This window comes from Halogeometricum limi, assembly GCF_900115785.1.
GTDB lineage: Archaea > Halobacteriota > Halobacteria > Halobacteriales > Haloferacaceae > Halogeometricum > Halogeometricum limi.
Map to the genome: position 1 here is coordinate 540,273 of NZ_FOYS01000001.1, position 13,100 is coordinate 553,372.

12 protein-coding genes are annotated in these 13,100 nt (G+C 65.0%); 7 read left to right on the plus strand and 5 right to left on the minus strand.

The features are described 5' to 3' along the window. Positions 1-75: 75 nt before the first annotated feature. Positions 76-1,116 (minus strand): phosphate/phosphite/phosphonate ABC transporter substrate-binding protein, encoded by a 1,041-nt coding sequence (phnD, locus tag BM282_RS02870; RefSeq protein WP_089876586.1) that lies wholly within the window; start codon positions 1,114-1,116, stop codon positions 76-78. 181 nt (positions 1,117-1,297) lie between these two features. Here phnD and hisH point away from each other — a divergent pair, with 181 nt between their 5' ends. Further along, positions 1,298-2,014, plus strand: coding sequence for an imidazole glycerol phosphate synthase subunit HisH (gene hisH, locus BM282_RS02875; protein WP_089876588.1), 717 nt, complete (start codon positions 1,298-1,300; stop codon positions 2,012-2,014). A gap of 15 nt (positions 2,015-2,029) precedes the next feature. Here the strand turns inward: hisH and BM282_RS02880 are convergent, their stop codons facing one another. Then, entirely contained in the window at positions 2,030-2,611 is a 582-nt protein-coding gene (locus tag BM282_RS02880; protein WP_089876590.1) for a hypothetical protein, read from the minus strand. Between the two features lie 75 nt (positions 2,612-2,686). On the opposite strand from BM282_RS02880, the gene pheA reads away from it, so the two are divergent. From pheA to BM282_RS02900, 4 genes are all read left to right on the plus strand, one after another. Then, positions 2,687-3,493 carry a prephenate dehydratase gene (pheA, locus tag BM282_RS02885; RefSeq protein ID WP_089876592.1) on the plus strand — a complete coding sequence of 269 codons (807 nt, stop codon included), beginning with the start codon at positions 2,687-2,689 and terminating at the stop codon, positions 3,491-3,493. Positions 3,494-3,551: 58 nt separating this feature from the next. Continuing rightward, positions 3,552-3,968 carry an archaeal heat shock protein Hsp14 gene (hsp14, locus tag BM282_RS02890; RefSeq protein ID WP_089876594.1) on the plus strand — a complete coding sequence of 139 codons (417 nt, stop codon included), beginning with the start codon at positions 3,552-3,554 and terminating at the stop codon, positions 3,966-3,968. 279 nt (positions 3,969-4,247) lie between these two features. Further along, positions 4,248-4,700, plus strand: coding sequence for an Hsp20/alpha crystallin family protein (locus BM282_RS02895; protein WP_089876596.1), 453 nt, complete (start codon positions 4,248-4,250; stop codon positions 4,698-4,700). 184 nt (positions 4,701-4,884) lie between these two features. Further along, positions 4,885-5,340 carry a universal stress protein gene (locus tag BM282_RS02900; RefSeq protein WP_089876598.1) on the plus strand — a complete coding sequence of 152 codons (456 nt, stop codon included), beginning with the start codon at positions 4,885-4,887 and terminating at the stop codon, positions 5,338-5,340. Between the two features lie 52 nt (positions 5,341-5,392). Here the strand turns inward: BM282_RS02900 and BM282_RS02905 are convergent, their stop codons facing one another. After that, the gene (locus BM282_RS02905; protein WP_139229677.1) at positions 5,393-6,547 is read right to left on the minus strand and encodes an SMP-30/gluconolactonase/LRE family protein; all 1,155 of its coding nucleotides are present in this window, start codon (positions 6,545-6,547) and stop codon (positions 5,393-5,395) included. 207 nt (positions 6,548-6,754) lie between these two features. On the opposite strand from BM282_RS02905, the gene leuS reads away from it, so the two are divergent. Continuing rightward, a complete protein-coding gene (gene leuS / locus BM282_RS02910) occupies positions 6,755-9,631 on the plus strand; it encodes a leucine--tRNA ligase (protein WP_089876602.1) in 2,877 nt (958 codons plus the stop codon). Between the two features lie 303 nt (positions 9,632-9,934). Next, positions 9,935-10,156: a DUF7535 family protein gene (locus BM282_RS02915; RefSeq protein WP_089876604.1), complete on the plus strand. Its 222-nt coding sequence runs from the start codon at positions 9,935-9,937 to the stop codon at positions 10,154-10,156. Between the two features lie 16 nt (positions 10,157-10,172). On the opposite strand, the gene BM282_RS02920 is transcribed toward BM282_RS02915, so the two are convergent. Both BM282_RS02920 and thsB read right to left on the minus strand, forming a co-directional pair. Next, on the minus strand, positions 10,173-11,174 hold the full coding sequence (locus BM282_RS02920) for an ornithine cyclodeaminase family protein (RefSeq protein ID WP_089876606.1): 1,002 nt from the start codon (positions 11,172-11,174) through the stop codon (positions 10,173-10,175). Positions 11,175-11,441: 267 nt separating this feature from the next. Beyond that, entirely contained in the window at positions 11,442-13,076 is a 1,635-nt protein-coding gene (gene thsB / locus BM282_RS02925) for a thermosome subunit beta (protein WP_089877332.1), read from the minus strand. Positions 13,077-13,100: the final 24 nt, after the last annotated feature.

The window sequence follows — 13,100 nt, forward strand, 5'->3', positions numbered from 1 at the left end:
CGTACACGCGGACCTGTCGTGTGCTGGTTTGCGAATCTGCACAATAAAATGATACGAATCGCACGTCGGCGACGGTTACTGTCCGAGCGTGACGCCGAGTTCGTCGAGCACGTTCTGGACGGGCTGGTAGTCCTCGACGGTCCCTTCGTCGACGCCCGTGAACCAGAGCTGCTGGTCGTCGCCGAGGTCCTCGTTGATGAGGTCCTCTTCGCTCACTTCGAGAAGCGCCGTCTCTATCTCTCCGTAGAGCTCTTGGTTCATGTCCGCGCGGCCGAGAATCGGCGCGCGCGGGATGGGGTCCGAGCACGAGACCAGTTGCAGTTCGGGGCTCTCCGTACCGAGGTCACCGTCGTTCTCGGCGGACATCTCGAGGAACTGCTCGGGGAACTGGTCTTTGGGGACGTGCGGTGCCGTCGAGAACGCACCCGTGCCGGCGGCGACGACTTCGTCGCGGTTGATGAGCGTCTCGCGCGCCGTGGAGTGGTCAGAGAACTGCGCCGAGAAGTCGTTCGGGTCGCCGTCGGGCGCGCCGCCCGTGTCGAGTCCGGCCTTGCTCATCATGTAGAGCGGGAAGAGCGCGCCACTCGTGGAGAGTCGGTCCGCGAACGCGACCGTCTCGCCTTCGAGGTCGGCGAGTTCCTCGACGCCGCTGTCGGGCGTCGTCGTGATGAGCGAGAAGTACCGCGAGGCACCGTACGCGATGCGGATACCGACGACCTTGGTCACGCCTTCGTTCCCGCCCTGAATCGCGATGGCGGGTGCGGCGTCGGCGATGTCCGCCTGACCGCTCTTCATCGCCTGCAGGACCGCCGCGTAGTCGGCCGCGACCGTCGACTCGACCGTGACGCCGACTTCGTTCTCGATGTAGTTGAAAAGCGGTTGGTACTGCTCTTCGATGTCCACGTCCGACTCCGCGGGCGTCAGCGCGAACATGACCGACTCTTGCGAGGACGACCCGGTCGCCGTCCCCTGTGTCGTGTCTCCGCTGGAACCGCCTTCTGTTCCGGTGGACTGTTGCTCCGTCGTGTTACCTTCGCCCGTACACCCGCTGAGCCCCGCGAGACCAGCGACCCCGGTGGCACCTGCCGTCTTGAGGAATCGTCGTCGACTTGCCATTGAACTCGCGTAACTGCTTCGACAGATCGATGATAAGACTTTCTATTTTTCCTATAGCTGTCGCTGTATATTTCTGCGGCGGCCCCCGAGACCCGTCCTCGGTCGCGGTGCGCCGGTTTCGCGTTCGGCGAATCTGTCTCGGAGGGAAACGCACTTTGCTCCGCTTCGCGGACGTTCTGGTATGAGTACGACGACGACCGAACCGCGGGAGACGCTGGCGTCCGTGGTCATGGTCGACTACGGCCTCGGTAACCTCCGGAGCGCGCAACGCGGCCTCGAACGCGCGGGCGCGGACGTGACCGTCTCCGACGACCCGTCCACGTTCGCCGACGCCGACGGCATCGTCCTGCCCGGCGTGGGGGCGTTCTCCGAGGGGATGGAGAACGCCGGTCCGTTCCGCGAGGCACTCGCCGAGGCGGCCGACCGCGGACAGCCGATATTCGGTATCTGCCTCGGGATGCAGATGCTCCTGACTTCCTCTGAGGAGGCCGCACACGCTGGTGAAGGAGAGGTCGAAGGGCTGGACTTCATCCCGGGACAGAACGTCCGCTTCGACGAGGGACAGAAGGTGCCGCACATGGGCTGGAACGAACTGCACGTGAAACGCGACCACCCCCTCGTCGAAGGGGTCGACACCGGTGCGTCGGAGACGCCCCGAGCAGACGGACCCACCGGTGGGTCCGTCGACGGGGAGTACGCCTACTTCGTCCACTCGTACTACGCCGTCCCCGAGGACGACGAGGCCATCGTCGCGACGACGGACTACGGCGTGGAGTTCCCCGCTATCGTCGCCAACGAGGAGGGCAACGTGTTCGGCACGCAGTTCCACCCGGAGAAGTCCGGTGAGACGGGGCTGACCATCCTCCGGAACTTCGTCGAGTTCTGCGCCGAGCAGTAGTCCGACTCCCGGCCGTCAGGAGAGCGCGATATCGTCTATCGTCCGCGCGACTTCCGTCTCCCAGATGACGCTCATCCCGACGGCGACGATGCCGACGTCTTCTGCGTCCACCGGGTAGTCGAACCGACGCCACCCCGCGTGGTTCTCTATCGCCTGTGTGGTGTCGAAGTCCGCTTCTCTGAGCCACCCGCGTTCGGGCCGCGGCCCCGCGTACGCCGCGAGGTTGGTGATGGTGTTGAACGACTCCTCGGGCGAGTGAACCGACACCGAGAGCGTATCGATGCCGTCGAGGACGGCGGCCTGTTGGACCCAGATGGTGCCGTCGTCCTGTCTCCCGTCGATGAAGAACTGGAGGGCTCTGTCGCCCGCCGCCACGGGGTCGCTCACGACGCGGGCCGACGACTCCACCGGGAGACCGGTGTTCGGGTCCGTCGGGAGGTCACGACCGACCAACCACCCACGAAGGCCGTCCTCGAAACCGGGATTCACTACCTGTGCCGAGGGGTCTGTCGTGCCGTCGTCGACGACGGGCGCGGCGCATCCCGCGAGGCCGACCGTACCCGCGCCGCACGCCGCGAGGAACCGTCTTCTATTCATAGTATGACATTTGCGCGCGAGCGTATAACTGCCCCTCCCGACGCCCTTTTACTGAGCGGTGAAGAATCACGCGCTATGCAGGCAGTTACGCTGGGTCCCGCCGGGACGTACTCACACCGCGCCGCCCGCGCCGTCGCCGACGAGGTGGCGTTTCGCGAGTCGGTGTCGGCCATCGTCGACGCCGTCGACACGGGAACGTACGACCGCGGTGTGGTCCCCATCGAGAACAGTATCGAGGGAAGCGTCACCGAGACGCTGGACGCCATCGCCGACGCGAACATCGCCGTCACGCGCGAGATAGTCACGCCGATTCGGCACGCACTCCTCGCACAGTCCGATAGCTTCTCCACCGTCGCGTCGCACTCACAGGCCCTCGCGCAGTGTCGAACCTACTTAGAGACGGAGTATCCGAACGCCACGCTGGAAGCCGTCACCAGCACCGCCCGCGGCGTCGAACGCGCCCGCGAAGACGCCTCCGTCGCCGGCATCGGCCACCCCGACAACGCGGGCGACGGACTCCGCGTCCTCGCCGAAGACATCCAGGACCGGTCCTCGAACGCGACGCGTTTCTTCGTCCTCGCGCCCGCCTCCGAACGCTCCGACGCGGGCGGCAAATCCACCGTCGTCGTCTATCCGAACGCGAACTATCCCGGCCTCCTCCTCGAACTCCTCGAGGCGTTCGCCGAACGCGACATCAACCTTTCGCGCATCGAGTCGCGCCCGAGCGGAAACCGCCTCGGCGACTACCTGTTCCACATCGACTTCGAGGCCGGTCTGTACGAGGAACGCGCCCAGGAAGCCCTCGAAAGCGTGGACGACATCGCCTCGCGCGGGTGGGTCAAACGACTCGGTTCCTACGACACCCAGCACGTCCTCTACTGACTCCCCGTCCGCCCGTTCTGCGAAAACCTTGATGACGTGACGGGTCGAACTCCCGTTCATGCCGCGCCAGAATCCCTTCGACGAGATAGAGCAGTTCTTCAAGCGCATGGGTCGAGAGTTCGAGGACTCCGGCCTCGCGAAACTCCACGACGTCAGCGTCGACGTCTCCGAGACGGACGACGCCATCATCGTCGCCGCGGACGTGCCGGGGTACGAGAAAGAGCAGATAGACATCACCGCCTCGGGGCGCGAACTCACCATCAGCGCGGAGCGGAGTTCCGACGAGGAACACGCGGGTGACCGCTACGTCCGCCGCGAACGGACCCGAAGTAGCGTCGAACGGACGGTGACGCTCCCCGAGGAAGTCGTCGAAGAGGAAGCCTCGGCGACGTACCAGAACGGCGTCCTCGTCGTCACCCTCCCGAAGGAGACGATAGACGAGGACGACGAGTCCACCGCCATCGACGTGCTGTAGTCGGGACGCGACGACCGAGACGTCGGACCATCTCCCGTCGTACCGAACTCCGCTTTTCGACCCGAGTGGACCCTCGTCCATCTCGTCGGTGTCGGCGAATCGGTCCGTTCGTCCGCCGACGAATGCTTTCTCCGCGTGGCGAGTGAACTCCGCCGAGACTAACTTCGAGTTAATGTGTGATATTCGGTGTCTCTGAGTCTTCTACCGTGCGAACTGTCGTCTCACGTCCTGCAATATTTATCTCCTCGAACGTCGTTACTATCTCTCGGTGAACCCACAATGATGCGACGTTCCAACCCCTTCGACGAAATCGAATCGATGTTCGAGCGCATGTCCCGCCAGTTCGACGAGATGAGCCACCAGTTCGACGCCTCGAACGTGGTGAAGTCCTCGTACGGCATGGACATCGACGTGCGCGACGGTGACGAGGAGTTCGTCGTCGTCGCCGACCTGCCCGGCTTCGAGAAGGAGGACATCGACCTCTCTATCGCCAAGCGCTCGCTCACCATCTCCGCGTCCCGCGACATGAGCGAGGACACCGAGTCCGAATCCGACTCGGGCCAGTACCTCCGCCGCGAACGCCGCCACGAGTCGATGCGACGTTCGCTCCGACTCCCCGAGGACGTGAAGGCCGACGAGGCGAGTGCGTCCTACAACAACGGCGTCCTCACGATTAGCCTCCCCAAGATGCTGACCGAGTCGGACGACTCGCACCACATCGACATCAACTGAGACGTCTCTCGCGGGACGAACTCGAACGTCTCCCCGTCTCACGACGGACTCGCACGTCTCTACGGTGGCTGTGACCCCGCTTTCCCGAGCGCAGGTGGCTCTGACTCCCGTCTCCGGTTCGTTCTCCGACTCTGATATCTCTGGGAGTATATCTTGATGACACGTCGGTGCGACTAGCGTGGTGATGTACGAGAATATCCTCTTTCTCACGGACGGTAGCGACGAGTCGCTCCAAGCGCTCAACGACGCGGTCGATATCGCGAGCCAGTACGACGCGACGTTGCACGCGTTGTACGTCGTCGACACGGATCGGTCGGACGCCGGACTCGAAGACGGGCCGATGGACCTCACGCCGATATTCGAAGCGCTCCGCGACCAAGGCGAGAAGGCGATTCGGCGCGCACGCGACGCGGCGGAAGACGCGGGCGTGTCAGTCGTGGAGTCGGTACGTGACGCCCCCGTGGTCCACCGCGCGGTCAACGACTACGTCGCGGAGAACGACGTCGACCTCGTCGTGATGGCGACGCACGGCCGACGGGGACTCGACCGACTGCTCCTCGGCAGCGTCACCGAACGAGTCGTCCGTACCGCGGACGTGCCCGTCCTCACGGTCCGGGGCAAGCCGACGCCGGCCGAGTGAGTCAGAAGAACTTGTGCGCCTCGTGAACGGGGTGCGCTCTCTCGTCTCGCGCTTACTCTTGACTCTCTGTGCTCTGTTCGTCTCCGCCTTCGTCAGTCTCTCCGTCGTCGCCCTCGCCCTCGTCCGTGTCGTCGGTTCCGTCGCCGCCGTTCCCCGTTTCGTCGCCATCGTCGTCCTCGTCAGCGAACGGATGCGCACGGAGAATCGCTCCCTCCTCGGGCGTCTGATTGGCGAAGTTGCAGACGAACAGGTCGCTCCGTTGTCGCGGCGTCACGCCGAACAGCACGTCCGAGGGGAAGACGAGTCCGTCGTCGCCGCCGGCGATGGTCTCCACCTCTCGCTCGGGGGTCACCCGGACGACGCGGTTCTGCGAGTTCGCGGCGACGTACACGTCCGGCCCGTACGTGGTAATTCCGTCCGCGCCGAATATCTCGGCCGATTCGAGATACGTCTCTCCGTCGCCGGCACTGCCGTCGCCGCCGACGGGGACGCGGACGAGTCGTCCGACGTCGTTTTCGTCCTCGTCCGTCGCCCGCGTGACGGCGACGTACACCGACCCGTCGCGCCCGAACGCGAGGCCGTTCGCGCCGAAACTGTCGGTGTCGAGGCGTTCGTCCTCGAACCACACCGTCGCCTCGGGGTCCGTGTCGTCCAGTGGGACCTCGTAGACGGCACCGTTCACCGACTCCGTGACGAGGAGTCGGCCGAAGTCGGGGTCGTACAGGACGTCGTTCGGAAAGCCCGAGACGGCGGCGAGGGGGAACGGCGCGTGGCCGTCGCGCGGCACCTCCCAGACGCCGGTGTCCTCGCCGCCCGTCGAGGAGGCGACGTATATCGACCCGCCGGGGACGACTTCGACGCCGACGACGCTCCCCGGAAGCGTCGCCACGCGCCGCAGGTCCGCCGTCATGAGTCCGGTCTGTTGCGTCTGCGGGTTCGTTACCTCCCACACCTCACCGGCCGTGATTCCGAAGTAGAGCGTCCCGTCGCAGTCGAGCGCTAAATTCTCGGGGACGGGTTCGCCGCGGACGTCGACGACCGTCTCGACCGGGACGGTTCGCCCGTCGCCGTCGCCGCCATCTCCCGGTTCGCTCCCGTCTCCGTCTTCTCCGTCCGCTTGCGCCGCGGCGGTACCCGCCGCGAACGACGAGAGCGCCAGCCCGGTCCCGAACATTCGTAGTGTCGACCGTTTGGTGAGTTTTACCATACCTCGACAAGGGACGTTCCGAGCATAGCGGTTGTCGGCGGTCGTCGTGACTGTCAACCGAACTGTTCGGTCACCGTTCGTCTCACGCGCCGTCGCGCGTTCTCGGCGCACGGCGTGCTACTGCCTTCCGCATCCGTCTTCGAAATCGAGCGGGTGCGGAAGCCGGGTATAGGAGTTAATTTATGCGCGCATCCTGACGACACAGGTATGGAATACGACCCGCAGGAACTCGAGGAACGCTGGCGGGAGCGGTGGGCCGAGACGGGCCGCTACGAGGCGGACCCCGCGGACGCCGCGTCCGACGACGACCCGACGTTCATCACGGTTCCGTACCCGTACCCCAGCGGAGGGATGCACATCGGTCACGCGCGGACGTACACCGTCCCCGACGTCTACGCCCGCTACCGGCGGCAACAGGGCGACAACGTCCTCTTCCCCATCGCGTGGCACGTCACCGGCACGCCCATCATCGGTGCCGTCGAACGGTTGAAGAAAGGCGAGGAGAAACAGCTCTCGGTCCTCCGAGACACGTACGACGTCCCCGAGGACACGCTGACCGACCTGGAGACGCCGATGGGGTTCGCCCGTTACTTCATCGAACAGCACTACAAGCAGGGGATGCAGTCGCTCGGCCTCTCCGTCGACTGGCGGCGCGAGTTCACGACGAACGACGAGCGCTACTCGAAGTTCATCACGTGGCAGTACGAGACGCTCAGAGACCGCGGACTGCTGGAGAAAGGTCTGCACCCGGTCAAGTACTGCACGAACGAGAAGCAACCGGTCACGACGCACGACATCCTCGAAGGCGAGGAGGCGGAGTTCCAGGAGTACACGCTCGTCCGCTTCGGTCACGGCGACACCGTCGTCCCGATGGCGACGCTCCGCCCCGAGACGGTCCGCGGCGTGACGAACGCCTACATCGCGCCCGACGCCGACTACGTCTACGCCGACGTGGACGGCGAGCAGTGGTTCGTCTCGGCGGCCGCCGTCGAGAAACTCCAGTTACAGGCGCACGACGTGACCGTCGAACGGCGCGTCTCCGGCGCGGAACTGGTCGGCGAACGCGTCACGAACCCCATCACGGGCGACGACGTCCTCGTCCTGCCCGCGGACTTCGTCGACCCCGAGAACGCGACGGGCGTCGTCATGTCCGTTCCGGCGCACTCGCCGGACGACTACGTCGCTCTGCAGGAGGCGAAGGCCGACGATGCGCGGATGGCCGAGTACGGTATCGACCCGGCCGACGTGGACGCCATCGAACCCGTCCCCATCCTCTCCGTCGAGGGCTACGGCGAGGTTCCCGCACAGTCGGCCGTCGAGGAGGCCGGAATCACCGACTCCGCGGACCCCGCCCTGGAGAAGGCGACGAAGGACCTCTACAACAAGGAGTTCCACGCAGGCCGCCTGAACGACGACTACGGCGAGTTCGCCGGTGAACTGGTCGAAGACGTTCGGACCCGATTCCGCGACGCCCACCGCGACGAGGGCGCGTTCGGGACGATGCAGGAGTTCTCCGAGGACGTCGTCTGTCGCTGCGGCGGCGACGTCGTCGTCGCCGAACAGGACACGTGGTTCCTGCGCTACAACGACGAGGCCTGGAAACAGAAGGCCCATCGGGTCGTCTCGGAGATGGACGCCATCCCCGAGAACACGCGCGGCGAGTACGACCACACCATCGACTGGCTGAACGAGTGGCCGTGCATCCGCAACTACGGACTCGGGACCCGCCTGCCGTGGGACGACGACTTCGTCATCGAACCGCTGTCGGACTCCACGGTCTACATGGCGTACTACACCATCGCGCACCGTCTGCAGGACGTCCCCGTAGACGAGTTGGACCGCGAGTTCTTCGACGCCCTGTTCTACGGTGCCGACGCCGTCGACGACGCGCCGGACCGGGCACTCGAACTGCGCGAGGAGTGGGACTACTGGTACCCCGTCGACTACCGGTTCTCCGCGAACGACCTCATCTCGAACCACCTGACGTTCTATCTCTTCCACCACGCGGAACTGTTCGACCGGCCGCAGTGGCCACAGGGAATCGTCATCATGGGGATGGGACTGCTGGAGGGCGAGAAGATGTCCTCCTCGAAGGGACACGTCGTCCTCCCCGGCAAGGCCATCGAGGAGTACGGCGCCGACACTGTCCGGTTCTTCCTGCTCAACTCCGCGGAACCGTGGCAGGACTACGACTGGCGCGACGACCAGGTGGCGTCGGTCAAGAACCAACTGGAACGGTTCTGGAACCGCGCCGACGAGCGTATCGAGGCGGGCGCACCCGACGAACGCCCCGAACTCGAACAGGAGGACCGCTGGCTCCTGTCGAAACTCCAGCAGACCGTCCGCGACGTGACCGAGGCGATGGAGGCGTCCGAGACGAGAAGCGCCAGTCAGGCCGCCTTCTACAACTTCGAAGAACAACTGCGCTGGTACCGTCGACGGACCGAAACCGAGCGTCCGGCCGCGCGGTGGACCCTCCAGCACGTGTTGGAGACGCGTCTGCGACTCCTCGCCCCGTTCGTCCCGTTCCTCACGAACGAGTTACACGAGCGTCTGACGGGGACGCCGGCCGAAGACGCGCCGTGGCCCGACGTCGACGAGGAGTTCGAAGACGACGCCGTCGAGGCCAGCGAGGCACAGATAGAGCGACTCACCGAGGACATCAAAGGCATCCAGCAGTCGCTCGCGAACGCCGAGGAGGACGTGCCGGAGGCGGACCCCGACCGAATCAGAATCACCGTCGCCGCCGACTGGAAGCGCGACGTGTTCCACACCGTCGTCGAAGAGGGCGGCAACCAGGGCGCGGTGATGGGAACGGTCATGCAGGACCCGGACCTGCGCGAACGCGGCAACGCCGTCAACGACCTGGTGGGCGAACTCGTCGACTTCGTCCGCGGCCGGGAAGAGAGCGAAGTCGCCGCCCTGTCGGAACTCGACGAGTTCGCGGCGTACGAGGCGGCGACGGCGTTCCTCTCGCGAGAGTTCGACGCCGACGTCGTCCTCCAACTCGAAGGCGAGGACACCGACGCGACGAAACACGCGATTCCGCTCCGTCCGGCCATCGAACTCGAAGCGGACGAGTAGCGTTCTCGAACCTGATATTCGAGAAGCGACACTCGAAAACGCTCTGAAGGGATTTTTCACCGCTTCAGACCACTTCCGTTCTGCTACCTAGATTGATACTATCACGCGAGATAACGAGTGGCATGCGTTGTTCCGAGTGCGACGTCGAGATGTACCGGGTCACTTCCCGGCGCGGTTCCGACTGCGAGGACCACCGGACGTTCGAGTGTCCAGACTGCGGGGCGACGCGTCAGCGGACGCGGTGGCGACCGCTCTGAGCGGACGGCGAACGAGCTTTTACTCTCTGCGACCGTATCTACTGGTATGGCGACAGATGAGTCTCCGAGTGCACTGACGCGCGCGTACAGGACGGTAACGCCGGGCTATCGGTCCCACCCCGACGCAGAGATGAACTCCATCGGGTGGGCGATGTTTCTCGGCCTCCTCGCGCTGTTGCTCCCACTGCTTCCTTTCATCATCGTCACCTGGGTGGTGTCGAAAATCGTCGAGTTCTTCGCCGCACAGACTCGAAACACCGACGAGTAAGCGGAGGATTCGGTCGTTACTCGCTGCGGTCGCCGAGACCGAGGAGGTCGAACTCGTAGCCGTTGTCGTTCTCTTTTGCGTGTTCGTAGACGACGTGTGCGGCCGCGACGTCCTGAATCGCCAGGCCGGTGGAGTCGAAGACGCTGATTCCGTCGTCGGCCGTTCGACCCTCTCTGTCGCCGACGACGATCTCGCCGATGTCGCCGTAGATGTCGTCGTCCGAGAGGACGCCCTCGTTGTAGGGGACGTTTATCTCGCCGGAGTGGGTGGTCTGTTCGTGGTCGTCGATGACGAGTTTCGCGTCGAGCAGAATCTCGTCGGCGAGTTCGTGTTTGCCCTCCGCGTCCGCGCCCATCGCGTTGATGTGGGTGTGTTCGCCCACGTCGTCGCGGGAGACGATGGGAGACTCGACGGGCGTCACCGTCGAGAGCACGTCGCACGAGGCGGCCTCCGCGATGGACCCGGGGCGAACGTCGAAGTCGTCCTCGAAGGCGTCGATGAAGTTCGCGACGCGTTCTTCGTCCAAATCGGAGACGACGACCTCTTCGATGTCGCGGACGGTGGCGATAGCCTCTAACTGCGTGTACGACTGGACGCCCGCGCCGACGATACCGAGAGAGGACGCGTCGGCGACGGCGAGGTGGTCGGTGGCGACGGCGGCGGCCGCACCCGTCCGCTTCATCGTCAGTTCGGTGCCGTCCATCACCGCGAGGGGGAACGCCGTCTCCGGCGAGGAGTACACCATCGTCCCCATCACGGTGGGGAGGTCGAACTTACTGCCGTTGTCGGGGTGGACGTTCACCCACTTGATGCCCGCGGCGTCCCAGTCGCCGGCGTCCATGTAGGCCGGCATCGAACGGAAGTCGCCGTTGTACTGCGGCAGGTCGATGTACGACTTCGGCGGCATCTGCGCGTCGCCGCGTTCGAAGGCGGCGAACGCCTCCTCGATGGCGGGGACGAGGTCCGCCATGTTCGCGTTCTCGTGGACGTCGTCGCTGTTCAGCAGCAGTGTTTGCATCTCGTCCGTCTCTTCCGGGGTGCGTTACTTAGTTCATACTAAAACCGGACGAGATTCCACGAACGACGAACTATTCGAACACAATACACATTCGAGTACCTTTCTCGGACTCAACTCGAACATCGGCGCTCGACTCGAACGCGAGCCGGTGCCGTCGCTCGGCGAGTCGGCGTCGAAAGAATATCCGGGTCGGCGTGCGGGCCGACGGTTTCGCGGCGATTCGAGACGAGTTGCGGCGGTCGGAGTGAGTTCAGGCCGTGCCCGAATTCACATCGCGCCGCCCATGCCGCCCATGCCACCCATACCGCCGGCAGGAGCGCCACCTTCGTCGTCGCCACCGCTGGTGCTGAGGTCGCCCGCAGCGATGATGTCGTCGATTTTGAGCACGAGGTTCGCCGCCTCGGTCGCAGAGGAGACGGCCTGTTCTTTCGCGTGCGCAGGCTCGACGATGCCCGCCTCGAACGTGTCCTCGACGTCGCCGGAGAAGACGTTCAGCCCGGCGCGCGACTCGCCGTCCTCGTGTGCCGCGCGGAGGTCGACGAGCGTGTCGATGGAGTCCAGACCGGCGTTCTCGGCGAGAACGCGGGGGACGAGTTCGAGTGCGTCCGCGAACGCCTCGACGGCCAGTTGCTCGCGGCCGGAGACGGAGTCAGCGTAGTTGCGGAGACGCGAGGCGAGTTCGACCTCGATGGCGCCGCCGCCGGCGAGGACGCGGCCGTCGGAGACGGTCGTCGCCACCACGTCGAGTGCGTCCTCGACGCCGCGTTCAAGTTCGTCGACCACGTGGTCGGTCGAACCGCGGAGCAGCATCGTGACGCCGTGGGTGGAGTCGCCGAGCCCTTCGACGTAGAACAGTTCGTCCTCGTCGTCGCGGCGGACGGAGGCCGTGCCGAGGTCGGCCTCGGTCACGCTGTCGAGGTCCGAGACCACGGAGCCGCCGGCGACGTTCTTGAGGAACTTGATGTCGGACTTCTTCGTCCGACGAACCGCGAGGATGCCCTCCTTCGCGAGGAAGTGCTGTGCGAGGTCGTCGATGCCCTTCTGGCAGAACACCACGTCGGCACCGGAGTCGACTATCTTCTGGACCTTGTCCTTCAGCTGCTTCTCCTCTTGGTCGAGGAACTTCTGAAGCTGGTCCGGCGAGTCGATGCTGACCTGCGTGTCGACGTCGGCCTCTTCGACCTCGATGGGCTCGTTGAGGAGGAGCGTCTTCGCCTCGTCGAACTGGGTCGGCATGTCGTCGTGGACGGGGTCCTTGTCGATGACCGCGCCGTTGAGCAGTTCGGACTCCGAGGCGGAGCGACCCGTCTGGGTCTCGATGGAGATGTTCTCCAGGTCGACGACGTAGGAGCCGTCGTCGGCCTCGACGGTGACCTGCTTCACTGCGTCGACGATGAGCTGACCGAGGAGCTCTTTGTTGAGTTCCGAGCTCTTACCCGTCATCGACGTCTCGGCGACCTTCTGCAGAAGCTCTTCGTCGTTGGGGTCGACAGACTCCGCGATGTCGTCGATCTCTTCGCGAGCCTTCTGGCTGGCGAGGTGGAAGCCTTTGATGATGGCCGTCGGGTGGATGTCCTGTTCGAGGAGGTCCTCGGCGTTCTTGAGGAGTTCTCCCGCGATGGCGACGGCCGTCGTCGTCCCGTCGCCGGCCTCGCTCTCTTGGGTCTCGGCGACTTCGACGATCATCTCGGCCGTCGGGTTGTCGATGTCCATCTCCTTGAGGATGGTCACGCCGTCGTTCGTGATGGTGACGTCTCCCATCGAGTCGACGAGCATCTTGTCCATCCCTTTCGGGCCGAGTGTGGAGCGTACCGCCTCGGCGACGGCACGGGCGGCAGCGATGTTGTACTCCTGCGCGTCGCGGTCCTTCACGCGCTGAGCGTCCTCACCCATGATGATCATGGGCTGTCCCTGTTGCATTCGCTG

Coding starts and splice junctions, on each gene's coding strand:
- phnD (WP_089876586.1), bottom strand. CDS start 1,116: ATGGCAAGTCGACGACGATTCCTCAAGACGGCAGGTGCCACCGGGGTC.
- hisH (WP_089876588.1), top strand. CDS start 1,298: ATGAGTACGACGACGACCGAACCGCGGGAGACGCTGGCGTCCGTGGTC.
- BM282_RS02880 (WP_089876590.1), bottom strand. CDS start 2,611: ATGAATAGAAGACGGTTCCTCGCGGCGTGCGGCGCGGGTACGGTCGGC.
- pheA (WP_089876592.1), top strand. CDS start 2,687: ATGCAGGCAGTTACGCTGGGTCCCGCCGGGACGTACTCACACCGCGCC.
- hsp14 (WP_089876594.1), top strand. CDS start 3,552: ATGCCGCGCCAGAATCCCTTCGACGAGATAGAGCAGTTCTTCAAGCGC.
- BM282_RS02895 (WP_089876596.1), top strand. CDS start 4,248: ATGATGCGACGTTCCAACCCCTTCGACGAAATCGAATCGATGTTCGAG.
- BM282_RS02900 (WP_089876598.1), top strand. CDS start 4,885: ATGTACGAGAATATCCTCTTTCTCACGGACGGTAGCGACGAGTCGCTC.
- BM282_RS02905 (WP_139229677.1), bottom strand. CDS start 6,547: ATGGTAAAACTCACCAAACGGTCGACACTACGAATGTTCGGGACCGGG.
- leuS (WP_089876602.1), top strand. CDS start 6,755: ATGGAATACGACCCGCAGGAACTCGAGGAACGCTGGCGGGAGCGGTGG.
- BM282_RS02915 (WP_089876604.1), top strand. CDS start 9,935: ATGGCGACAGATGAGTCTCCGAGTGCACTGACGCGCGCGTACAGGACG.
- BM282_RS02920 (WP_089876606.1), bottom strand. CDS start 11,174: ATGCAAACACTGCTGCTGAACAGCGACGACGTCCACGAGAACGCGAAC.
- thsB (WP_089877332.1), bottom strand. CDS start 13,076: ATGATCATCATGGGTGAGGACGCTCAGCGCGTGAAGGACCGCGACGCG.